Source organism: Janthinobacterium sp. CG_23.4, from assembly GCF_029892305.1.
GTDB lineage: Bacteria > Pseudomonadota > Gammaproteobacteria > Burkholderiales > Burkholderiaceae_D > Janthinobacterium > Janthinobacterium lividum_D.
This window is the reverse complement of record NZ_JARXUX010000001.1, coordinates 2,597,955-2,619,892: the sequence shown is the minus strand read 5'-3', so window position 1 is coordinate 2,619,892 and position 21,938 is coordinate 2,597,955. Positions and strand designations below refer to the sequence as shown.

The 21,938-nt window shown below is 62.7% G+C and carries 15 protein-coding genes; 12 read left to right on the top strand and 3 right to left on the bottom strand.

Annotated elements, in window-relative coordinates; all coding sequences use genetic code 11:
• The first annotated feature begins 45 nt into the window (after positions 1 to 45).
• From H4V96_RS11775 to H4V96_RS11765, 3 genes are read left to right on the top strand one after another with little or no spacing between them, the layout of a single operon-like run.
• Positions 46 to 1,290 carry a nitrate/nitrite transporter gene (locus H4V96_RS11775; protein ID WP_010398577.1) on the top strand — a complete coding sequence of 415 codons (1,245 nt, stop codon included), beginning with the start codon at positions 46 to 48 and terminating at the stop codon, positions 1,288 to 1,290.
• A gap of 8 nt (positions 1,291 to 1,298) precedes the next feature.
• Positions 1,299 to 2,684 (top strand): NarK family nitrate/nitrite MFS transporter, encoded by a 1,386-nt coding sequence (locus tag H4V96_RS11770; RefSeq protein ID WP_010398575.1) that lies wholly within the window; start codon positions 1,299 to 1,301, stop codon positions 2,682 to 2,684.
• 54 nt (positions 2,685 to 2,738) lie between these two features.
• Positions 2,739 to 3,434, top strand: coding sequence for a carbonic anhydrase (locus tag H4V96_RS11765; protein WP_280720947.1), 696 nt, complete (start codon positions 2,739 to 2,741; stop codon positions 3,432 to 3,434).
• Here the strand turns inward: H4V96_RS11765 and H4V96_RS11760 are convergent.
• Positions 3,420 to 3,791, bottom strand: coding sequence for a ribonucleotide reductase subunit alpha (locus H4V96_RS11760; protein ID WP_196855134.1), 372 nt, complete (start codon positions 3,789 to 3,791; stop codon positions 3,420 to 3,422). The two genes, H4V96_RS11765 and H4V96_RS11760, sit on opposite strands and share 15 nt — an antisense overlap.
• 230 nt (positions 3,792 to 4,021) lie before the next feature.
• Between H4V96_RS11760 and H4V96_RS11755 the strand changes: the two genes are divergently transcribed.
• The 9 genes from H4V96_RS11755 (at position 4,022) to H4V96_RS11715 (ending at position 16,549) form a co-directional block, all read left to right on the top strand.
• Entirely contained in the window at positions 4,022 to 7,720 is a 3,699-nt protein-coding gene (locus tag H4V96_RS11755) for a nitrate reductase subunit alpha (protein ID WP_196855135.1), read from the top strand.
• A gap of 1 nt (position 7,721) precedes the next feature.
• Positions 7,722 to 9,272 (top strand): nitrate reductase subunit beta, encoded by a 1,551-nt coding sequence (gene narH / locus H4V96_RS11750; protein WP_196855136.1) that lies wholly within the window; start codon positions 7,722 to 7,724, stop codon positions 9,270 to 9,272.
• 21 nt (positions 9,273 to 9,293) lie between these two features.
• Complete coding sequence (narJ, locus tag H4V96_RS11745) at positions 9,294 to 9,962, top strand: nitrate reductase molybdenum cofactor assembly chaperone (RefSeq protein ID WP_010398565.1); 669 nt, start codon at positions 9,294 to 9,296, stop codon at positions 9,960 to 9,962.
• 34 nt (positions 9,963 to 9,996) lie between these two features.
• Positions 9,997 to 10,683 (top strand): respiratory nitrate reductase subunit gamma, encoded by a 687-nt coding sequence (narI, locus tag H4V96_RS11740; RefSeq protein ID WP_196855137.1) that lies wholly within the window; start codon positions 9,997 to 9,999, stop codon positions 10,681 to 10,683.
• A 15-nt stretch (positions 10,684 to 10,698) separates the two neighbouring features.
• Positions 10,699 to 11,460: a peptidylprolyl isomerase gene (locus H4V96_RS11735; protein WP_010398559.1), complete on the top strand. Its 762-nt coding sequence runs from the start codon at positions 10,699 to 10,701 to the stop codon at positions 11,458 to 11,460.
• Positions 11,461 to 11,576: 116 nt separating this feature from the next.
• Positions 11,577 to 12,563, top strand: coding sequence for a GTP 3',8-cyclase MoaA (gene moaA, locus H4V96_RS11730; protein ID WP_196855138.1), 987 nt, complete (start codon positions 11,577 to 11,579; stop codon positions 12,561 to 12,563).
• A 44-nt stretch (positions 12,564 to 12,607) separates the two neighbouring features.
• Positions 12,608 to 14,503 (top strand): type IV pili methyl-accepting chemotaxis transducer N-terminal domain-containing protein, encoded by a 1,896-nt coding sequence (locus tag H4V96_RS11725; RefSeq protein WP_280720946.1) that lies wholly within the window; start codon positions 12,608 to 12,610, stop codon positions 14,501 to 14,503.
• Positions 14,504 to 14,526: 23 nt separating this feature from the next.
• The gene (locus H4V96_RS11720) at positions 14,527 to 15,189 is read left to right on the top strand and encodes a response regulator (protein WP_196855140.1); all 663 of its coding nucleotides are present in this window, start codon (positions 14,527 to 14,529) and stop codon (positions 15,187 to 15,189) included.
• Between the two features lie 136 nt (positions 15,190 to 15,325).
• A complete protein-coding gene (locus H4V96_RS11715; RefSeq protein ID WP_196855141.1) occupies positions 15,326 to 16,549 on the top strand; it encodes an NnrS family protein in 1,224 nt (407 codons plus the stop codon).
• A gap of 152 nt (positions 16,550 to 16,701) precedes the next feature.
• Here H4V96_RS11715 and H4V96_RS11710 read toward each other — a convergent pair whose 3' ends face one another.
• Positions 16,702 to 20,121 (bottom strand): response regulator, encoded by a 3,420-nt coding sequence (locus H4V96_RS11710; protein WP_196855142.1) that lies wholly within the window; start codon positions 20,119 to 20,121, stop codon positions 16,702 to 16,704.
• A gap of 48 nt (positions 20,122 to 20,169) precedes the next feature.
• Positions 20,170 to 21,879 (bottom strand): ATP-binding protein, encoded by a 1,710-nt coding sequence (locus tag H4V96_RS11705; protein WP_280720945.1) that lies wholly within the window; start codon positions 21,877 to 21,879, stop codon positions 20,170 to 20,172.
• Positions 21,880 to 21,938 lie beyond the last annotated feature (59 nt).

Below are 21,938 nucleotides of genomic sequence, written 5' to 3'. Positions count from 1 at the left end.
GATGGCACTAAGAACAACAGTAGTAACAAGGCAGTCGAGCCGGGCATGCGGCGCAAGCAGGCGTGCGTGCTGATCAGCAGTACCTTCGCGTTTACGATCTGCTTCGCGGTATGGATGATGTTTGCCGTACTCGGTATTCCCATCAAGACCAGCCTGGGCTTGACGGAAACGCAATTCGGCCTGCTGGCCGCCATGCCCGTGCTGACGGGCTCCCTCGTGCGCGTACCGCTGGGCATCTGGACGGACAAATACGGCGGACGCCGCGTCTTCTTCTTGCTGATGCTGGCCAGCGTGGTGCCGATCTACTTGATTTCCTACGCCAGCGCGTACTGGCACTTTCTCTTGCTGGGCATGTTCGTCGGGCTGGCGGGCGGCTCCTTCTCGGTCGGTACGCCCTATGTGGCACGCTGGTACGAGAAGGAGCGTCGCGGCCTGGCGATGGGTATTTTCGGCGCCGGCAACTCCGGTTCCGCGCTGACCAAGTTCGTCGCGCCGGGCATCGTCGCCGCCTTCGGCTGGCAAATGCTGCCCAAGGTGTATGCGCTAGCCATGCTGGCCACGGCCATCGTTTTCTGGCTGTTTTCGTACACGGACAAATCGCACTTGGCGCCATCGGGCGAAAGCTTTGCGGCGCAGATGAAGGTGCTGAAGGACCCGCGCGTTTGGCGCTATTGCCAGTACTACTCGGTGGTGTTTGGTGGCTATGTGGCGCTGGCGCTGTGGATGACGAAGTATTACGTGGCCGAATATGGCTACGACCTGAAGCACGCGGCGCTGCTCGCTGCCTGCTTCTCGCTGCCGGGCGGCGTGTTGCGCGCATTTGGCGGCTGGATCTCCGATAAATATGGTGCGGCGAAAGTCACCTGGGCCGTGATGTGGGTGTGCTGGGTGTGCTTCTTCCTGCTGTCGTATCCGCAAACGCAGATGGTGATCGAGACCGTGACGGGGCCGCTGGCTATCCACATCGGCCTGTCGCCTCTATGGTTTACCGCGCTGCTGTTCATCGTCGGCATCGCCATGGCCGTGGGCAAGGCCTCCGTCTTCAAGTTCATCGGCGACGACTTTTCCGACAATATCGGCGCCGTCTCTGGCGTGGTGGGCCTGGCCGGCGGTCTCGGCGGCTTCATTCTGCCCGTGATGTTCGGCGCCCTGGTGGACCTCACCGGTGTGCGTTCGAGCGCCTTCATGCTCCTGTACGGCACCGTCTGCGTATCGCTTGTCTGGATGTATTTCTCGTTCAAGCCGCTGCGTGCAGCGACTTTCCCTCAACCTGTAGGAGTAACGCTGTGAGCAAACCAATGAGCCGCTACATGATCAATACGTGGGAGCCGGAAAGCCCGAGCTTCTGGCAAAACACGGGCAAGGCCACGGCCGCGCGCAATCTGTGGATTTCGATTCCCGCGCTGCTGCTGGCGTTCGCCGTGTGGATGGTGTGGAGCGTGGTGGTGGTCAATCTGCCCAACATCGGTTTTACCTATAGTAACAACCAACTGTTCTGGCTGACGGCCTTGCCGGGCCTGTCCGGCGCCACCTTGCGCATCTTTTATTCGTTCATGGTGCCGATCTTCGGGGGCCGCCGCTGGACGGCCATTTCCACGGGCTCCTTGCTGATTCCCGCCATCGGCATCGGCCTGGCCGTGCAAGATGTGCACACCGGCTATCCGACCATGCTGATCCTGGCGTTGCTGTGCGGCTTCGGCGGCGGCAATTTCGCCTCGTCGATGGCCAACATCAGCTTCTTCTATCCGAAGGCGAGCAAGGGCTTCGCGCTGGGCATGAATGCGGGCCTGGGCAACCTGGGCGTGTCGGTGGTGCAGTTTGTGGTGCCGCTGGTAATCACTTTCGCCGTCTTCGGCGCCTGGGGCGGTGATTCGCTGACCTGGCTCAAAAATGGCGTGAGCAAGGACATGTGGCTGCAAAACGCGGGCTTCATCTGGGTGCCATTCATCGCCCTGAGTACCTTGCTGGCCTGGTTTGGCATGAATGACCTGGCCTCGGCCAAGGCGTCGTTTTCTGAACAGGCAGTGATCTTCAAGCGCAAGCACAACTGGCTGATGTGCTGGCTGTACACGGGCACCTTCGGTTCCTTTATCGGTTATTCGGCCGCGTTCCCACTGCTGATCAAGATCCAGTTCCCTGACGTCAATCCCCTCGATTACGCCTTCCTGGGCCCCTTGGTGGGCGCGCTGGCGCGCGTGGCCGGCGGCGTGATTTCCGATAAACTGGGCGGCGCCCGTGTCACCCTGTGGTCTTTCCTGCTGATGATCGTTGCCGTGCTGGGCGTGCTGTACTTCATGCCGCAAGCTGGCGTGGGTGGAAGCTTCAGCGGCTTCTTCTGGATGTTCATGCTGCTGTTCGCCGGCACGGGCATCGGCAATGCGTCGACCTTCCGCATGATCCCCGTGATCTTCTTGACGGAGCACCAGCGCGCGGCCGCCGGCAAAGGCAAGGCGGCGCAGGAGCAAGCCATCGTTGACGCCAACAAGGAAGGTGCGGCGGTTCTTGGCTTCACATCGGCCGTGGCGGCCTACGGTGCCTTCTTCATCCCGAAAAGTTATGGCACCTCGATTGCGCTGACGGGTAGCCCCGACGCGGCCTTATGGTGTTTCATCGGTTTTTATGTGAGCTGCATCGCCATTACCTGGTGCTGCTACGCCCGCAAGAACGCACCGATGCCTTGCTAGTTAGAACGCCTGGCAAGTCGTTCTTGCCAGGTGTTCAGGAAATGAGAGTATGTGATGGAAGAACTGGAAAAATTCGTCAACGGCTTCAGCTTGTTTCAGCAGCAGTACTTCAGCGAGCCGCAGACCTTGTATGACAGCCTGCGCGACGGCCAGCGGCCCACGACCTTGCTCATAGGCTGCTGCGATTCGCGCGTCGATCCGATGCTGCTGACGGGCAGCGACCCGGGCGACATGTTCGTCGTGCGCAATATCGCCAACCTGGTGCCGCCATGCACGCCCGACGCGCCGCCTGGCGTCAGTTCGGCCATCGAGTTCGCCGTCTGCAAGCTTGAAGTGGCCAGGGTCATCGTGCTCGGACATGCGCGTTGCGGCGGCATCCGCGCGCTGCTGGAACCGCAGCCGTGCGCGCAAGGACAGGAAACGGACTTCGTGGTCCAATGGATGCGCATTGCCGAACCGGTGGCGCAGCGCGTGCGGCGCGAGCTGGCGCACCGCTCTTCGCAAGAGCAGCACCATGCGTGCGAGCTGGCCAGCATCCTGCAGTCGCTGGATAACTTGCTGACCTACCCTTGGCTGAAGCGCCGGGTGGAGCAGGGGCTCTTAAAACTGCATGGCTGGTATTTTGACATCGACAGCGGGGCACTGATGGCGTATTCGGCGCGCCAGCAGCAGTTCTTGCCGCTGGTTTGCCCAATCGAACGGGCGCGTCATCTGCACGAGCGCCCTTGGCCGGATTCAGTTAAAGCGTAACAGGTCGCCGCTGCGATCAAACGCCAGCAGGCTGTCGATGCGGCCTTGCTCGATGGCCGTCACCATGGCGCGCAGGGGCACCTCGCAGTCCTGCGCGGCGGGCGGCTGGCCGTCGCGCCCCGCCAATCCTGCTACGAAGACCACGTCCCAGTGCGTCTGCATCTGCCTCGATTCCTCTATCAATGTCTCGAAGCTGCCCAGTTCATCGGGCAGCTTGTCGGCGCACATCACGGGCGTGAGCGACTTGCCCTGGCCGCCCGGCTGGTCCTGCGCCTGGGTAAAGGTAAACAGCAAGCGTTGCGGCTGTTCCTGCTGGCCGGCGCTGCGCAGCAGGCTGGCGTAATCGGTAATGCTCATGGTTTTTCTCCTGGTTGAACGATGGCGACAGGTATACCGCAGCAGGCCTGAGGCGCCCATAGGCAATAGTGACTACCTGCCTATGCATTCCTGGTGCGGGAAACCGACTTCTTGCCAATACCGCCGCGCAGGACGCATCGATAGACTGTTTGCATCGACGCTCGAGCCATCGTGCTGGCAGCGTTTTTTAAGACTTGGCGCCGCTGTCTGCGGCGTAATGTGGAGGTAGCATGAGTCACTTTCTGGACCGCCTTAAATTTTTCAGCAAGCCCGCCGAGCCGTTTTCCAACGGCCATGGCACCGTGGTCGATGAAGACCGAACCTGGGAAAACGCCTATCGCCAGCGCTGGCAGCACGACAAGATCGTGCGTTCCACGCATGGCGTGAACTGCACCGGCTCATGCAGCTGGAAGGTGTACGTCAAGAATGGCCTGATCACCTGGGAAACCCAGCAAACCGATTATCCGCGCACGCGGCCCGACCTGCCCAACCACGAACCGCGCGGCTGCCCGCGCGGCGCCAGCTATTCCTGGTACGTGTATTCGGCGCAGCGCGTGAAATACCCGATGGTGCGCGGCCGCCTGATGGAAATGTGGCGCGAAGCGCGCAAGACCATGGACCCAGTCACGGCCTGGGACTGGATCAGCCAGGACCCCGTGCGCTCGCAGCAATACAAATCCATCCGCGGCCTGGGCGGCTTTGTGCGCGCCACCTGGGACGAATCGAATGAAATCATCGCCGCCGCGAATGCGCTGACGATCAAGAAATACGGCCCGGACCGCATCGTCGGCTTTTCGCCGATTCCCGCCATGTCCATGGTCAGCTATGCCGCCGGCACGCGCTACCTGTCGCTGATCGGTGGCGTGGCCCTGAGCTTCTACGACTGGTATTGCGACTTGCCGCCGGCCAGCCCGCAAGTGTGGGGCGAGCAGACGGACGTGCCGGAATCGGCTGACTGGTACAACTCGACCTATTTGATGGTGTGGGGCTCGAACGTGCCGATGACGCGCACCCCGGATGCCCACTTTTACACGGAAGTGCGCTACAAGGGCACGAAAACCGTCGCCATCTCGCCCGATTATGGCGAAATGGTGAAGTTCGGCGACATTTGGCTGGCCCCCAAGCAGGGCACGGACGCCGCGCTGGCGCTGGCCATGGGCCACGTCATTCTCAAGGAATTCCACTCGGAAGGCCAGAGCGCCTATTTCCGCGACTATGCGCGCCAGTACACGGACTTTCCCATGCTGGTGCTGCTCAAGGAGCATAACGGCACCCTGGTGCCCGACTACTTCCTGCGCGCTTCGCACCTCGATAACAACCTCGACGAGACCAATAATCCCGAATGGAAAACCCTGGTCGTCGACGCAAGCACGGGCACCATCACGGCGCCGGCCGACTCGATCGGCTTTCGCTGGGGCGAGTCGGGCAAGTGGAACCTGGAACAAAAGGCCGGCGGTAGCGGCGCAGCTATCGTGCCGATGCTGTCCATGATCAACGATAGCGACGCGGTCATGGAAGTGGGCTTCGCCTACTTCGGTGGCAAGGATGCAGCCGATATGCTGCTGCGCAGGGTGCCGGTGAAAAGCATCCGCCTGGCCGATGGCACGACCGCCCTGGTCACCACCGTGTTCGACCTGACCCTGGCCAACTACGGCATCGACCGTGGCCTCGGTGGCGAAAACGTGGCCGAAAGCTATGACGACGACGTGCCTTACACTCCCGCATGGCAGGAGAAGCACACGGGCGTGAAACGCGCCGACGTCATCACCGTGGCGCGCCAGTTTGCGCAAAACGCAGACCAGACGCGCGGCAAGAGCATGGTCATCGTGGGCGCCGGCCTGAATCACTGGTACCACATGGACATGACCTATCGCGGCATCATCAACATGCTGATGATGTGCGGCTGTATCGGCCAGTCCGGCGGCGGTTGGGCGCATTACGTGGGCCAGGAAAAACTGCGTCCGCAAACAGGCTGGACGCCGCTGGCCTTCGCCCAGGATTGGGTACGCCCGATGCGCCAGATGAACGGCACCTCGTTTTTCTATGCGCACACCAGCCAATGGCGCCACGAAAAGCTGGAAACGGGCGACATTGCCTCGCCATCGGCGGCCGGCGGCACGGGAGAGCTGACCCTGCTCGACTACAACGCCAAGGCCGAGCGCATGGGCTGGCTGCCATCGGCGCCGCAGCTGCAAACCAATCCGCTGGAAGTGGCCAAGGCCGCCAAGGCGGCAGGGCAGGCGCCAGCGGCGTATGCGCTCGACCAGATCAAGGCGGGGCAGCTGCAGTTTTCCTGCGACGACCCGGACAATCCGGCCAACTTCCCACGCAATATGTTCGTCTGGCGCTCGAATATCCTGGGCAGCTCGGGCAAGGGCCATGAGTACTTCCTGAAGTACTTGCTGGGCACGCAGAATGGCTTGCTTAGCGACGAAGACGACTGCATCACGCCGAAACAGGTGAAAGTGCGTCCCGCCGCCGAAGGCAAGCTCGATTTGCTGGTGGTGCTGGACTTCCGCATGTCGACCACCTGCCTGTATGGCGACGTGGTACTGCCGACGGCTACCTGGTATGAAAAGGATGACTTGAACACCTCGGACATGCACCCCTTCATCCACCCGCTGTCCGAAGCCGTGCAGCCATTGTGGCAATCGAAGTCGGACTGGGAAATCTACAAGGGCATTGCCGCGAAATTCTCGGAAATCGGCGGCGAACTGCTCGGTACCCAGCAAGACATCATCCTCACGCCGCTGATGCACGATACGCCGGGAGAGCTTGGCCAGCCTTTCGATCCCAAGGATTGGCGTGCCGGAGAATGCGACGCCATCCCGGGCAAGACCATGCCGAACATGACGGTAGTGGAGCGTAATTACCGCGACGTGTACAAGAAGTTCAGCTCGATCGGACCGCTGCTGGAAAACATCGGCAACGGCGGCAAGGGTATTTCCTGGAAAACGGGGCATGAAGTCGAGGTATTGCGCTGCATTAACCGCACGGTGCTTGACGAAGGCGTGTCGAAGGGCCAGCCGCGCCTGGACACGGCCATCGATGCTGCGGAAATGATACTGACGCTGGCGCCGGAAACGAATGGTCACGTGGCCGTCAAGGCCTGGGCCGCGCTCTCAAAGATCACGGGACGCGAGCATACGCACTTGGCGCTGCCGCGCGAGCATGACAGCATCCGCTTCCGCGACGTGCAGGCGCAGCCGCGCAAGATCATCTCTTCGCCTACCTGGTCGGGCCTGGAAAGTGAAGAAGTCAGCTACACGGCAGGCTATACCAACGTGCATGAACTGATCCCATGGCGCACGCTGACGGGCCGCCAGCAGTTCTATCAGGATCACCTGTGGATGCGCGATTTCGGCGAAGGCCTGTGCGTGTACAAGCCGGCCATCAACACCAAGACGACGCAAGCGCTGCTGGGTAGCAAGCCGAATGGCAACAAGGAACTGGCGCTGAACTTTTTGACACCGCACCAGAAGTGGGGCATCCACTCCACGTATTCCGACAACTTGCGCATGCTGACCCTGTCGCGTGGCGGACCGCACGTGTGGCTGTCGGAGACGGACGCGAAAACGGCCGGCATCGTCGACAACGACTGGATCGAGGTCTTCAACGTCAATGGCAGCCTGACGGCGCGCGCCATCGTCAGCCAGCGCATCCCGGCCGGCATGACGATGATGTACCACGCCCAGGAAAAGGTCATCAACGTGCCCGGCGCGGAGATGACGGGCAAGCGTGGCGGCATCCACAACTCGGTGACGCGCGCCGTGCCCAAGCCGACGCACATGATCGGCGGCTACGCCCAGCTGGCCTACGGCTTCAATTACTACGGCACGGTGGGCTCCAACCGCGATGAATTCGTATTGGTGCGCAAGATGAACAAGGTCGACTGGCTTGAAGGCCCGTTGCAGGAAGAAGGAGCATAGTATGAAAATCAGAGCGCAAATCGGCATGGTGCTGAACCTGGACAAGTGCATCGGCTGCCACACCTGTTCCGTCACCTGCAAGAACGTATGGACCAGCCGCGACGGCGTCGAGTACGCATGGTTCAACAACGTTGAAACCAAGCCGGGCATCGGCTATCCGAAGCAGTGGGAAAACCAGGACAAATGGAATGGCGGCTGGCGCCGCACGGACGCGGGCAGGATCGAGCCGCGCCAGGGCAGCCGTTTGAAGGTCCTGGCCAATATCTTCGCCAACCCGAATCTGCCGGCCATCGACGAATACTATGAGCCGTTCACCTACGACTACGAGCACCTGCAAAGCGCACCACTGTCGCAAACGCCACCGACGGCGCGTCCAATTTCCGTGCTGACGGGGAAAAAGATGGAAAAAATCGAATGGGGTCCGAATTGGGAAGATGACCTGGGCGGTGAATTTGCCCACCGCAGCAAGGACAAACTGTTCGACAACATGCAAAAGGAGATGTACGGTACGTTCGAAAACACCTTCATGATGTATCTGCCGCGCCTGTGCGAGCATTGCCTCAACCCGACTTGCGTGGCCTCTTGCCCATCGGGCTCCGTGTACAAGCGCGAAGACGACGGCATCGTGCTGATCGACCAGGACAAGTGTCGCGGCTGGCGCATGTGCATCTCCGGCTGCCCGTACAAGAAAATTTACTACAATTGGTCGTCCGGCAAGGCCGAGAAGTGCACCTTCTGCTTCCCCCGCATCGAGGCTGGCCAGCCTACCGTGTGCTCTGAAACGTGCGTCGGGCGCATCCGCTACCTGGGCGTGCTGCTGTACGACGCCGACAAGATCGAGGCCGCTGCCTGCGTGCCGCAGGAGCAGGACCTGTACCAGGCGCAGCTCGATCTGTTCCTTGACCCGCATGACCCGGCCATCATCGCCGAGGCGCGCCGCCAGGGCATCCCCGACCTCTGGCTGGAAGCGGCCGTCAAGTCGCCCGTCTATAAGATGGCCGTCGAATGGAAGGTGGCGTTTCTGCTGCATCCCGAATATCGGACCTTGCCGATGGTGTGGTATGTGCCGCCCCTGTCACCGATCCAGGCGGCGGCCGAATCGGGCAAGCTGGGCGTCAACGGCATGCTGCCGGACACGCAAAGCCTGCGCATTCCCGTGCAATACCTGGCCAATTTGCTGACGGCCGGCGACCAGCCGCCCATCGTCTCGGCGCTGGACCGCATGCTGGCCATGCGTGCCTATATGCGCAGCAAAACGGTCGAGAAAGTCGAGAACCTGACGGTATTGAAGCAGGTGGGCTTGAGCAAGGCGCAGGTGGAGGACATGTACCACATCATGGCGATTGCCAATTACGAAGATCGCTTCGTCATCCCCAGCAGCCACAAGGAAATGGCGGAGGACAGCTTCAACGAGAAGGGCTCGTGCGGCTTCAGCTTCGGCAATGGCTGCTCGGACGGCAGCAGTGAGCCGACCTTGTTCGGCAAGAAAAAACACGGTTCGGCGATCTTCATGCAGATGCCGAAGTCGCGCAAAACGGCGCCAGGCGCTTAAGGAACTCAGATGAGACACGCTATGAATCACTATCACATCCTATCGCGCCTGCTGCTGTATCCGGAGCCCGAGCTGATCGCGCACTTGTCGCAACTGGACGCTGCGCTGGAGGTCGTGCCGGAGCAGCATGCGCTGTTGCGGCCCTTGCTGGCGCACCTTGAAAGCAGCAGTCTGATCGATCTGCAGCAGCAGTACGTGGCTACGTTCGACCGCAACCCGTCGCATTCGCTGCACCTGTTCGAGCATATTCACGGCGAATCGCGCGACCGGGGCCAGGCCATGGTCGACCTGATGCAGGAATACAAGCGCCACGGCTTGCAGATGACGGGGGACGATTTGCCCGACTTCGTGCCGCTGTTCCTGGAATTTCTGGCGCACATCGACGAGGCAGCTTCGGCGCCGCTGCTGGGCGATGCTGTCCATGTGCTCGCGCATATCGGGCGCAAGCTGGCAGCGAACGGCAGTGCGTATGCGCCCGTCTTCACGCTGCTTGAACGCCTCAGCCCGGTGGCGGCCGAAATGCTGGCCGAACCGCCGATCCGCGACATGGATGAAGCGCTGGAAACCTTCGGCCCCGGTGCGGATGGCGTCGAGCCATTGCTGCGCCAAGGTCAGGGCCAAGGTCTGGGCCAGGTCCCAGGCGGCGTCCATCCCGTGCATTTTCATCCGCAGCCGCGGCGCGCCGCTTAATTGGCCGCCTGCGCCCGCATGAGGAGAGTACATCATGAGTAATTACTTGCATCAATTTGTGTATGGCATTTATCCATACATCGCGCTGGCCATCTTTTTCCTCGGCAGCCTGATCCGTTTCGACCGCGAGCAATACACGTGGAAGTCCGATTCCAGCCAGCTGCTGCACCGTGGCAGCCTGCGCCTGGGTAATATCCTGTTCCACATCGGCATCATCGGCCTGCTGTTCGGCCATGCGGCCGGCTTGCTCACGCCCGTCTGGGTGTGGGATACGCTGGGCGTGACGCATAGCCTGAAACAGGGCGTGGCCATGGCCGCTGGCGGCATCATGGGCGGCCTGTGCCTTGCCGGTCTGCTGATCCTGCTGCTGCGCCGCTTTTCCAATGACCGGCTGCGCGCCGTCACCACGGCCGGCGACAAGCTGGTGATGCTGTGGATTTTGCTGACCTTGCTGCTGGGCCTGTCGTCAATCTTTGTGTCGGCCTCGCACATGGATGGCCACATGATGGTCTTGCTGATGAACTGGGCGCAGCACATCGTCACCTTCCGCGCTGACGCAGCCAGCTTCATCGTTGAGGCACCGCTGATCTTCAAGCTGCATCTGTTCATGGGCATGTCGCTGTTTGCCATCTTCCCGTTCACCCGTCTGGTGTATGTGTGGAGCGGCTTTGGCGCAGTCGCCTATCTCGGTCGCGCCTATCAACTGGTGCGCCGCCGCTAAAAAAGGAGCAATGTCATGGGGATCTCTGTCAATGGCATCGATATCGACGATGCCGACATCGCGCAGGAACTGCCGCATCACGACAGCGCCGGCAATCCGTTGAAACAGGCCGTGCATGAATTGGTGCTGCGCCGGCTGCTGCAAGACGAGGCCGAGCGGCTCGGCGTGCAGGGCGGCAGTATTGACGACCGCATCGAGGCGCTGTTCGCGCAGGAAGTGCGCGTGCCGGCCGCCGACGATGCGGCGTGCCGCAGCTTTTATGCGCAGCGCCCGCAGCTGTTTCGCAGCGGGGCGCTGGTCGAGGCGCGCCACATCCTGTTTCAGGTGACGCCGGAAGCACCTTTGGCGCTGCTGCGTACGACGGCGCAAGCCGTGCTCGATGCCCTGAAACAGGCGCCGCACCGCTTCGCCGAACTGGCAGCGCAGTACTCGAACTGCCCATCCGGGGCCCTGGGCGGCAACCTGGGCCAGCTGTCACCGGGGCAGAGCGTGCCGGAATTCGACGCGCTGCTGCTGCGCCTGGAAGCGGGCGCGCTGGCCGCTCATTTGCTGGAAACACGCTTCGGCTACCACATCGTGCAGGTGCTGCGCCGCGTCGAAGGCCAGGTGATTGCCTACGAGGCGGTGCAGGCGCAGATCGCCGACCGCCTGTCGCGCGCCGCGTGGCAGCGCGCCGTGCACCAGTATCTGCACTTGTTGGTGGGGCGCGCGCAGATTACGGGCATCGAGCTGGAAGGCGCGAGCGTCGAAGGCACCGCCAGCGCGCTGGTTCAGTAGGTTTTAATGCCTAGGCTGAAATGCGTAGGCTGGAAGACGTAGTGCGCTACGCCTTCTGGGGCGCAGCCAGATCGTGCCCCAGCCCTTACAATCGAGCTAGAAACAGGAGTAGTGTCATGCAGGGTAGCAAGTTGCAAGACCGTTTTGGCCGTTCGATCGATTACGTGCGGCTGTCCGTTACCGATCGCTGTGATTTGCGCTGCAGTTATTGCATGCCCAAGGATTTTCACGGTTTCGAGGAGCCGCAGCACTGGCTGAGGTTCGATGAGATCGAGCGTTTGCTGGGCATTTTCGTGCGCCTTGGTACGCGCCGCGTGCGCCTGACGGGCGGCGAGCCGCTGTTGCGGCGTGCACTGCCCGAACTGGCACAAAAGCTGTCTGCGCTGCCCGGTTTGCAGGATCTGTCGCTGTCGACGAATGCCACCCAATTGGGCAAGCACGCGGTGGCCCTGCGCGCGGCGGGCGTGCATCGCATCAATGTCAGCCTGGACTCGCTGGACCGCGCCTGCATGCAGCAGATCACGGGCCGCGACAGCTTGCAGCCTATTTTGGACGGCCTGATGGCGGGCAAGGCGGCCGGCTTTGAGCCGATCAAGATCAATATGGTGGCCATGCGCGGCGTCAATGACGACCAGATCGAGGCCATGGCGGCTTTCTGTATCGAGCAGCAGTTCATCCTGCGCCTGATCGAAGCCATGCCGATGGGCAGTACGGGCCGCAATGCCCGCTATATGCCGCTGGGGCCAGTGCGCGAGCGCCTGGCCGCGCGCTTTGGCCTGGTGCCGCAGGCGCAAGAACTCGGTGGCGGGCCGGCGCGCTATATGGCAACGCCCGACGGTCGCTCGAGCATCGGCTTCATCACGCCCATGTCGCAGCATTTTTGTGCCACGTGCAACCGTGTGCGCCTGTCCGTCGATGGTACTCTGTATCTGTGCCTGGGCCAGGAAGAGAAATTCGCCTTCGGTCCCCTGTTGCGCGGCGGCGCTAGCGATGCGCAGATCGAAGCGGCGATCCGCGCCGCCATCGAACTCAAGCCGCAGCAGCATGATTTCAATTCGCAGCCCGATAAAATCGTGAGGTTCATGGCACAGACGGGCGGTTGAGGTAGTTTGTATTTACATTCAAGGGCGGTATGAAATTGAAGGCGATGTTTTCCTCCTGGCAGAAACTGTCGACCAAGATCGTCGGCGCGCTGCTGCTTATGCTGGCGCTGGCATTGAGTGCCATCGGCTGCACCTTGTTCCTGTCGTGGCAGCTCGAAGGCAGTTCTGCCGCCATCAATGAAACGGGGCGCCTGCGCATGCAGACCTACCGCCTGTCCCTGCTGCTTGTCAGCGACGCCAGCGACGCCGTCGTGCAGGCGCGCCGACAGGTGCTGCTGATCGACGAGACCCTGGCCAAGATCGGCCAAGGCGACCCGCAGCGTCCCTTGTTCCTGCCTCCCAGCAGCGCCATCAAGGCCGAATTCGGACGCATCGGCGCTGCCTGGCGCGGGTCCTTGCGACCGGCCGCCCTGGTCGCCGATAAGAGCGCGCGCGGGCCTCAGTTCGAGCGTGACGCCGATACCTTTGTTGGCCAGGTCGATCAGCTGGTGCGGCTGATCGAGCACGATAGCGAGCAGCGCACTTTTTGGCTGCGCGCCTCGCAGCTGATCCTGGTGGGCATGGCCGTCATCGGCACGGTCAGCATGATTTATCTGATGTTCATGCTGATCGTCGAACCGGTGACGCGGCTGCGCCTGGGTATGCAGCGCATGAAGGAACGCGATTTCAGCGTGCGCCTGGCCGTCGATAGCAATGACGAATTCGGCCAGTTGGCCAGTGGCTTCAACCAGATGGCCGACCGCCTGCAAGCGCTGTACGGCAACCTGGAAGAGGGCGTACGCAGCAAGACGGCCACCCTGGAGTACCGCAACCGGGAACTGGCCCTGCTGTATGAAAGCGCCGCTTTCCTGCAGCGCCCGCAGCCGCTGAAAGACATTTGCGACGGCTTCATGCAGCGCATCGTCGATTATTTCGAGGCCGACGGCTCCACCGTGCGCGTGCTCGATGCCGAGCGGGGCAACCTGCACATGGTGGTGCACCACGGCCTGTCGGAAGAACTGGTAGCGTCCGAGCATTGCCTGAAGGTGGGCGAGTGCCTGTGCGGCAGCGCCGTCGAGATGAAAGTGGCGAAGGTGCACGACATGCGCCGCATCGACAAGGCGCACGAACTGCGCTGCCACCGCGAGGGCTTTGCCACCGTCTCGGTCTTCCATATCCATGCGCACGAACAGCAGCTGGGCTTTTTCAACCTGCATTTCCGCCATGCGCGCGTATTTTCCGCGCGCGAGCTGGGGCTACTCGAAACGCTGGGCCAACTACTGGGCATCGCGCTGGAAAACCTGCGCCTGGCCGCGCGCGAGCGCGAGATGGCCATTTCCGAAGAGCGTAACCTGGTGGCGCAGGGCTTGCACGACAGCATCGCGCAAAGCCTCAATTTCCTCAACCTGCAAGTGCAGATGCTCGACGACTCCGTGCGCAATGCGCGCTTCGATGAAGTGGCCGACATCGTGCCGGCCCTGCATGCGGGCGTGAAGGAAAGCTATGAGGACGTGCGCGAACTGCTGGCCAACTTCCGCTGCCGCCTGATGGAGGACGACCTGATCGGTTCCCTGCGCGCGGCTGTCGACAAATTTCGCCGCCAGACGGGCATCGAGGCCGAACTGCTGGCCGATGTCGACGGCGCGCCGTTCCCCCGTGAACAGCAATTGCAGCTTCTATTTATCGTGCAGGAAGCGCTGTCGAACATCCGCAAGCACGCCCAGGCCAGTCATGTCGAGGTGCGCCTCGCCGATCACCAGGACTTTACCCTGACGATCAGCGACAATGGTGTCGGCTTCGATGCTGCGGCCGTGCTGAAAAAGGGCGATAGCCATGTCGGCATCCAGATCATGCGCGAGCGCGCGCAGCGCATCGAGGCCACGTTCGATGTGCACGCCCATCCCGGTGGCGGCACCACGGTCGAACTGCACCTGTCGCGCGAGCAGCGCCGCGCCGCATAAGCCACACTCTGAAAGTACAAAAAATGGAGACTCTCGTCAAACCGATCACCGTCATGCTGGTCGATGACCATGCGCTGTTTCGCAGCGGTATCCGCTCGCTGCTGCAGCGCCTTAGCGACTTTTGCGTGGTGGGCGAGGCGGCCGATGGCGTGGAAGGCATCAAGCGCGCCATCCAACTGCAACCCGATGTGGTGCTGCTGGACTTGAACATGGCCGGTATGTCGGGCGTCGAAGCGCTGCAACTGATGCAGCACGACTGTCCCGACACTGCCATCGTCATGCTGACGGTCTCCGAAGACGCCGAAGACCTGGCGACGGCCCTGCGTGCGGGCGCCTGCGGCTACCTGATCAAAAATATCGACGCCGATTACCTGGTGCGCGCCATCCACCGCGCCGCTGCCGGCGAAGTCGTCATCGCCGAAGCCATGACGGGCAAGCTGGTGGCGCAGTTGCAGGCGGGCGCGCGGCGCGAAGAGCCAGTATCGGAACTCGACAAGCTCACGCCGTGCGAAAAGGAAATCATCGACTGCCTGTCGCGTGGCGAGAGCAACAAGGCCATTGCGCGCACCCTCGACCTGGCCGAGAGCACGGTCAAGATCCACGTGCAGAACGTGCTGAAAAAACTCAATCTCAGCAGCCGCGTGCAGGCGGCCGTGTATGCGGTCGAGCACCGCCAGGGCAAGTAGGCACCGGTGTGATGGGGTCTGACCAGCCGGGTCAGACCCCATGCTCACTTGTCGCTAGCGCCTAGTCCTTTTTGCCGATGGCAGTTCTTGCGCGTTTAAAGTAGTATATTGAATATATCTTTATCGCGAGTCCACCATGTCCATCACCCCGATCAGCGAGCCTTCCCCGCCTTCCACGACAGCCGGCGCCGCTCCCTGGCATGCCCGTCATGCTCTCTGGCAGCTGGGTTTTCGACCGTTTTACTTGCTGGCGGCCGTGTTTGCGGTCATCAGTATTGCGCTTTGGCTGGCCAGTTATGCCGGCTCGCTTGCGCCTGGCCTGCAAGTGGGCCTGGGCTGGCATATGCACGAAATGGTCTTCGGCTTCGCGCTGGCCGTCATCGTTGGCTTTTTGTACACGGCGGGGCGCAACTGGACGGGTTTGCCCACGCCGCACGGTGTCCAGCTGATGGCGCTGGTAGCGCTGTGGCTGGCAGGGCGCATCGCCATGCTGTGCAGCCCCGCACTGGTGGCGGCGGTGGTCGAGTGGCTGTTCCTGCCGCTGGCCGCGTGGCCCCTATATCGGGTACTGCGCCGTTCTGGCAATACCCGCAACTTGTTCCTCGTCGCTCTGCTGGCCTTGCTGGCGCTGGCCAATGGCCTGTTCCATGCGGCCGTGCTGGGCGCGCTGCCGCTGTCGCTGTTCCTGCCCGTGCAGGCGGCCATCTTCATCATTGTCTTGATCGAATCGGTGATCGGCGCACGCGTGATCCCCATGTTTACCCGCAATGGCGCGCCAAACATCAATCCAAATCGCCCGCCCGTGGCCAGTCCGAAGCGCGCGCTGCTCGCTGCGGCCTGCATGGCTGCGGCGGCCATCGCGTGGCTGGCAGACGCGCCAGCGTGGTTGACGGCGCCGTTGGCCCTGGTCGCTAGCGCCATGTCGCTGCTCAATGTGCTGGCCTGGCAGCCGCAGCGCACCGTGCGCGTGCCCCTGCTGTGGATCTTGCACCTGTCGTATGCATGGATAGGCGTCGGTTTTGCGCTACTGGCGCTGGCCAGCCTGGGGCTGCTGCCGGCCAGCGCCGCATTTCACGCGCTGACGGTGGGCTCGATGGCGGGATTGATCATCGGCATGATGACACGCACCACCCTGGGCCACACGGGGCGCCCGCTGAAGGGTGGCCGCGCGGAAGCGGCGATGTACTGCTTGATACAGTTGGGCGCGCTGGCACGCCTGCTGGCCGCCGTCGGTCCCGCAGCGCTGGCCATGCCGCTGCTGCTGGCGGCAGGCGCCTGTTGGTCACTGGCCTTTGGCTTGTATGCGTGCGTGTATGCGCCCTACCTGTGGCGCGCCAGGATAGATGGACGCGAAGGGTAGGTGCTGCCAGATACGGCGCCAGGCCAACAGTTTATGCATGCAATTGTTCTCTGGCCTACAGCAGCCCAGCATTGCATTTCTAGCGCAAACCCTTGCCCTTGCAGGCGCAGCACTGGTTAGTGCATGCTTCACCAGCACGATTATTTGCCGCGTCATGGTGCCATTTTTGCCGCCAAGGCTGGCTGACCGGGTAGCGGCGTCTGTGCCGTGATGGCAGCGGCCGCTTCGGTGGCCTGCGCCAGCGCCTGTTCCAGTGTATCGAGGGCGGCCGACGCATCGGCACCGGCACGCAGCAACTGCTCTGCTTGCTGCGCCGCTTGCAAGGTGGCGGGCAGGGCCAGGATGCCAGCATCGCCGGCCAGCTTGTGCGCCAATGCGGCGGCATCGTCGCCGGCGTTGGCCGCCAGCAGGGCGCGCATGGCGCCCACCGAGTTGCGATAGGTGCTGCCAAAGCGCGACAGGTGCCGGCGGTAAAGCGCTTCATCGAGCCACTGGGCCGTGCCTTGCGCCAGGTCGATCACGGCTGGCGCGCCGTATGTCGGCACGGGCGTCGTCACGTCGTCGATGACCGCAGTAAGGGCTGGCAGTGCCTGCGCATGGCGGCGATGTGCACGCGCGATCAGGGCGATGGTCTGTGGCACGTCGAATGGTTTGCTGATGAAATGATTCACGCCCGCTTCCAGTGCTGCCGTACGCTGGGTCTGGAATGCCCCGGCCGTCAATGCCACCACGGGCAGGTCTTGAAACTGCGGCAGTTGGCGCAGCGCGCGCGTCGCCTGCAAACCATCCATGACAGGCATTTGCACATCCATCAGCACGATGTCGACGGCAGCGGGGTGGGCCAGCAGCCAGTTCAGCGCCTCACTGCCATCACAGGCGAACGATGGCACTGCCCCTTGGTCGTGCAGGATATGCTTGAGCACATCGCGGTTGATTTCGCTGTCGTCGACCACCAGCACGCGCACGCCGGCAAGCACGCGCTCTTCCAGCGTCACCACACTGGTATCGATGCCGGCATCCCTGGCGCGCTGCTGGCGCGCTTGCAGCGCCGCGTGGTACAGGCTGGACGCTGTCACCGCTTCGTTGAGTACGGCGTCGGCCGGGTCGGCGCGGTCGGCATGGTGCTGCGCTGCTTGCGTGACCGGCGCGCCGCTGTCCGCCAGGATGACGACGGGGCAGTCCTGCGCCGGCAAGTGCTTGCGCAGCGCGCGTGCCGTGGCTATACCGTCCAGCTCGGGCATGCGCGCGGCCAGCAGGACGACGCCGGGCCGCTCGCCATCGGCGCAGGCGAGCGCATAGTCGAGGGCCGCCCGCCCATCGGACACCACATGCACGCTCCAGCCCAGGGCGCGCGCCACGGCAGCAGCGGCCTCGCGCGTGTCGGCGTTGGCGTCGGCCAGCAGGGCATGCAAGGCTTTCATGTCGGGTGAGGACAGGGCGTTGGCGGGCAGTAGTTGCAGCGGCAGCGTGAAACTAAATTCGCTGCCCCGGTCCAGGCTGCTTTCCAGGTGCAGCGAGCCGCCCATCAGGCTGACCAGTTGGCGGCATATGGTCAGGCCCAGGCCGGTGCCGCCGAAGCGACGCGTGGTGGACGTGTCGGCCTGGGCGAAGGCGGAAAAGATCGTTTCCTGTACTTCAGGGGCGATGCCGATGCCCGTATCGCGCACGCTGAAACGCAGCACTGCAGCGTCGCCGTCGCCGCTCTCTCGCGTGGTCAACAGCTCGACCGTGCCTTGCGCCGTAAATTTGATGGCATTGCTGGTCAGGTTCACCAGCACCTGTTCCAGCCGCAGCGCATCGCCCAGTACCTGGTCCACGCCTTCGGGCAGCGGTCCGATCCGCACGGTGATGGGCTTGTCATGCGCGGCAACGCCCATGCTGGCGGCGATCTTTTCGATCACCTCGGCCAGGCGGAACGGCGCCTGCTCCATGGTCATGTGGCCCGCCTCGATTTTTGATACGTCGAGCACGTCGTTGATGATGCCCAGCAAGGACTGGCCGGCGGCGCGGATCTTGCGCGTCATATCGAGTCCTTCCCCGCTCAGGCTGCCACGTTCCAGCAGCCATGCCATGCCAAGGATGGCGTTCAGCGGCGAGCGGATTTCATGGCTCATGTTGGCGAGGAATTCCGCCTTGCTGCGGTTGGCCGCCTCGGCCGCATCGCGCGCCAGCAGCATGGCCTCTTCGGCCTGCTTTTGCACGGAAATATCCTGCGCAAAGATCAGCGTCGCCGGTCCATCCTTGAGCATCACGCGCGTCGTGGTCTTGAACATGGGCACGGGCAAGCCTTGCTTGTCCAGGCCGAACGCTTCGAACACCTGTTCGCTGGGCGAGTCGGCCTCGATCAGCGCTTCGTTGGTGGCCAGTGTCGCCTGCGATTGCGCGGAAAGCATGGAAGACCAGGCTGCGCCGTTCAGATCGTCTTCGAGCGAATAGCCATGCAGCCTGCGGTAGCGGGGATTCGAGTAGATGAAGCGCCCGTGGCGCAGGATGGCGATGGCCAAGGGCGCATCTTCGATCAACGTGCGAAAGCGCGCCTCGCTGTCGGACACCGCTTGCATGGCCTGCTGCTCCGTTTCCTGTTGCACACGCCAAGCTGCCTGTTGCCGGCGCCGCCGTTGGCTCCAGAACAGCAGGCTCGCTGCGGTCAGCACCAGCATGGCAAAGCACAGGGCGTAGGTCAGCGCCTGGCGCTGCAACGGGGCGCTGATGGCCGCTTCTTCGCGGCTCAGGCCGATGATGATGGCACGGTCCATGTGCAGCGCGGGCGGCGCGATGGTGGCCATGGCCATGATGCGCTCTGCGCTGGCAGCGCCAGTGGCGACGCCGCTCAGGACGCCAGCCGGATAGCCGCTGTCGCGGAAGCGCCGCACGAAGCTGCCGGGGACATCCATATTGCCGCCATCGGCAGTCCTCTTGGGGTAGTTCATGAATTGGCGGCCGTCGCCATGCAACACCACGGCCCAGACGTCGGGTGTATACATGGCGGTGCGGAACTTGGCCGTGAAGTACTCGGTATCGAGGGTGGCCACCACCATGCCGGCAAAGCGGCCCTGCTGGTCCTGTACGATGCGCGACGCCGTGATGACCAGATCGCGCTCGAAGGAAAGAAACGGCGCCGAGATGTACAGCATGCGCGCATCTGGAGCGTCGCGCGCGCACTGGAAATAGTCGCGGCGCGAAAAATCCTGTCCGACCAGTTCTGCCATATTGGTGGCGACCGGCTTGCCCTTCGCATCGAGGACCAGCATGGTGCGCACGCCCGGCATGGCGTCGACCAGCGCCGCCAAGCGCCGTGGCAGGGCTGGTCCGGGGCCCGCAGCACCGGCGCCAAGATAGTCGCGGATCACGCCGCTCAGCACCAGGTTGGTTGCCGCCAGGTCGACTTCGATATTTTTAGCCAGCAACGCCGTCATCACGCTGAGCCGTTCACGCTCGGCCCCGTCATGTCGCGCCGCTTCACCCAGATGCGCGTAAGCGAGGGCGGCAGCCACGAGGAGCAGCCCGAGGAGCAAAAACAGCCATTCGATCCATAGTCTGCGTACCGCCGCCGCATCAGTGTGGTAAGTCATGTGGCGATGCTATACCTGATACGCACGGAGAACAACTTTTGTGTGCGACTATGCATGTGATAGTGTGGTCAATTTGATATCTTGCGCCGTTGCGCTGGCCGTACCGCCAAGCGGTAGCCGCAGGCGGAAGCTAGCGCCTTGGCCCGGCGTCGATTCCACGCCGATGCTGCCGCGCATCAAGGTGACGAGCTGCTGCGCGATAGCGAGCCCCATGCCGGCACCGCCGTGGGCGCGGCTGGGCGTATCGTCGGCCTGCGAGAATTTGTCGAAGATGCGCGCTTGCTGCGCCTGCGCGATGCCCGTGCCTGTATCGCGCACCTCGATCTGCAGGTCCGCGCCATTGAGCGTGACGTGGACATCGACCCGTCCTGTGGGCGTGTAACGGATGGCATTGTCGAGCACGATATCGAGCACGCGCACCAAGCGGACGCGGTCGCAATCGATGCTGGGCGGCGTTGCCGGTGAGACGTGCACGGCCAGCTGCAAGCCTTTGCGCGCCGCGCGCTGCCGGTGCGGCGCCAGCGCCAGCGCCATCAGCTGGTGCAGCGGCACGGCAGTAAGCTTCAGTCGCACCTGGTCGTTTTCGAGCGCACTCAGTTCCATCGCCGCCTCCACCATCGCCAGCAACTGGCGCCCGCTATCGTGTATCGTTTGCACGCAGGCGGCTTGTTCCGGCTCGCGCAGCTGCTCTAGCAGCAGCTCGGAAAAACCCAGGATGCCATTGAGGGGCGTGCGCAATTCATGCGACATATTCGACAGGAAGCGCGACTTGGCCTCGCTGGCGGCGATGGCCCTGGCGCGGCTGTCGACCAGGCGGTCAATCAGTAGCACCAGCGCAGCCCACGACAGCACGATCAGTGCGCTCGTCACGGCTGCCATCAGCAAGGCCTGGTTGCGGCGCGAGACGTAGTGGGCAAATACCGTGTCGCGGTCCAGTCCTATGAGTATGTAGAGCGGGTAGTTGGCCAGTTTTTCGTAGGCGTAAATGCGCAGCGTGCCATCGACCGGACTGCGCTCGGTAAAGCCGCCGCGCGTTTTACCTTGCATCAAGGCGAATACTTTACTGTCGCTAATATCCTGACCGATGCTGTTGACGGCACCAACCCGGCGCGCGCGCACCACGCCATCGCTGCCGACGAGCGCGATGGAACTGTTGTTGCCCAGGTCGACTTCGTCGTACAGGCGCGTAAAGTAATACGGGTCCAACGAGACCACGACCACGCCCTTGAAGCTGGCATCGGCATGGTTGATACGGCGCGTCATCTGGATCGACCATTTCTTCGATACGCGGCCCAGCAAGGGCTTGCTGATGTACAGTTCGCCGTTGTCGCGCTGCATGTGTACCCGGATGTGCTCGCGGTCGGCCAGATTGGTCGGTTTGAAGGGACGGCTAGAGAGTAAAGTATCGCCGTGTTCGTCGACGATGGTCAACAGGTTGTACAACGGGGCGCGATGCAGGCCTTGCTGCAGGTCCGCCACGATGTCGAGGCGCTTGCCCAGCGTCTGGTAGCGGCTGCGCAGATAGGTGACGGCCTGGTCCGCCCCTTCGATCGTGCGCATCGCGTGTTCGTCAAACACGCGCGCCATGCTGCGCGCATCGCGTCTGGCATCGGCGATGGCGCTGTCGTGCGCGTGCTGCAATTGCAGCACGGTGATGCTCCACAGTCCCGCCAGCAGGAGCGCCATGAAGAACCATAGCAAGGTGCGCGTATCGCAGCTTTCCCACGCCACGGCCTTCCAGTATCGGTACTTTCGCATGCTGCCTTCGCAAGGTCTGCCATGTCGCGCGGATGCCCAGCGGCACTGCTACGTTCCTT

Coding starts and splice junctions, on each gene's coding strand:
- H4V96_RS11770 (WP_010398575.1), top strand. CDS start 1,299: ATGAGCCGCTACATGATCAATACGTGGGAGCCGGAAAGCCCGAGCTTC.
- H4V96_RS11755 (WP_196855135.1), top strand. CDS start 4,022: ATGAGTCACTTTCTGGACCGCCTTAAATTTTTCAGCAAGCCCGCCGAG.
- H4V96_RS11775 (WP_010398577.1), top strand. CDS start 46: ATGCGGCGCAAGCAGGCGTGCGTGCTGATCAGCAGTACCTTCGCGTTT.
- narI (WP_196855137.1), top strand. CDS start 9,997: ATGAGTAATTACTTGCATCAATTTGTGTATGGCATTTATCCATACATC.
- H4V96_RS11760 (WP_196855134.1), bottom strand. CDS start 3,791: ATGAGCATTACCGATTACGCCAGCCTGCTGCGCAGCGCCGGCCAGCAG.
- narJ (WP_010398565.1), top strand. CDS start 9,294: ATGAATCACTATCACATCCTATCGCGCCTGCTGCTGTATCCGGAGCCC.
- narH (WP_196855136.1), top strand. CDS start 7,722: ATGAAAATCAGAGCGCAAATCGGCATGGTGCTGAACCTGGACAAGTGC.
- H4V96_RS11725 (WP_280720946.1), top strand. CDS start 12,608: ATGTTTTCCTCCTGGCAGAAACTGTCGACCAAGATCGTCGGCGCGCTG.
- H4V96_RS11735 (WP_010398559.1), top strand. CDS start 10,699: ATGGGGATCTCTGTCAATGGCATCGATATCGACGATGCCGACATCGCG.
- H4V96_RS11720 (WP_196855140.1), top strand. CDS start 14,527: ATGGAGACTCTCGTCAAACCGATCACCGTCATGCTGGTCGATGACCAT.
- H4V96_RS11715 (WP_196855141.1), top strand. CDS start 15,326: ATGTCCATCACCCCGATCAGCGAGCCTTCCCCGCCTTCCACGACAGCC.
- moaA (WP_196855138.1), top strand. CDS start 11,577: ATGCAGGGTAGCAAGTTGCAAGACCGTTTTGGCCGTTCGATCGATTAC.
- H4V96_RS11710 (WP_196855142.1), bottom strand. CDS start 20,121: ATGACTTACCACACTGATGCGGCGGCGGTACGCAGACTATGGATCGAA.
- H4V96_RS11765 (WP_280720947.1), top strand. CDS start 2,739: ATGGAAGAACTGGAAAAATTCGTCAACGGCTTCAGCTTGTTTCAGCAG.
- H4V96_RS11705 (WP_280720945.1), bottom strand. CDS start 21,879: ATGCGAAAGTACCGATACTGGAAGGCCGTGGCGTGGGAAAGCTGCGAT.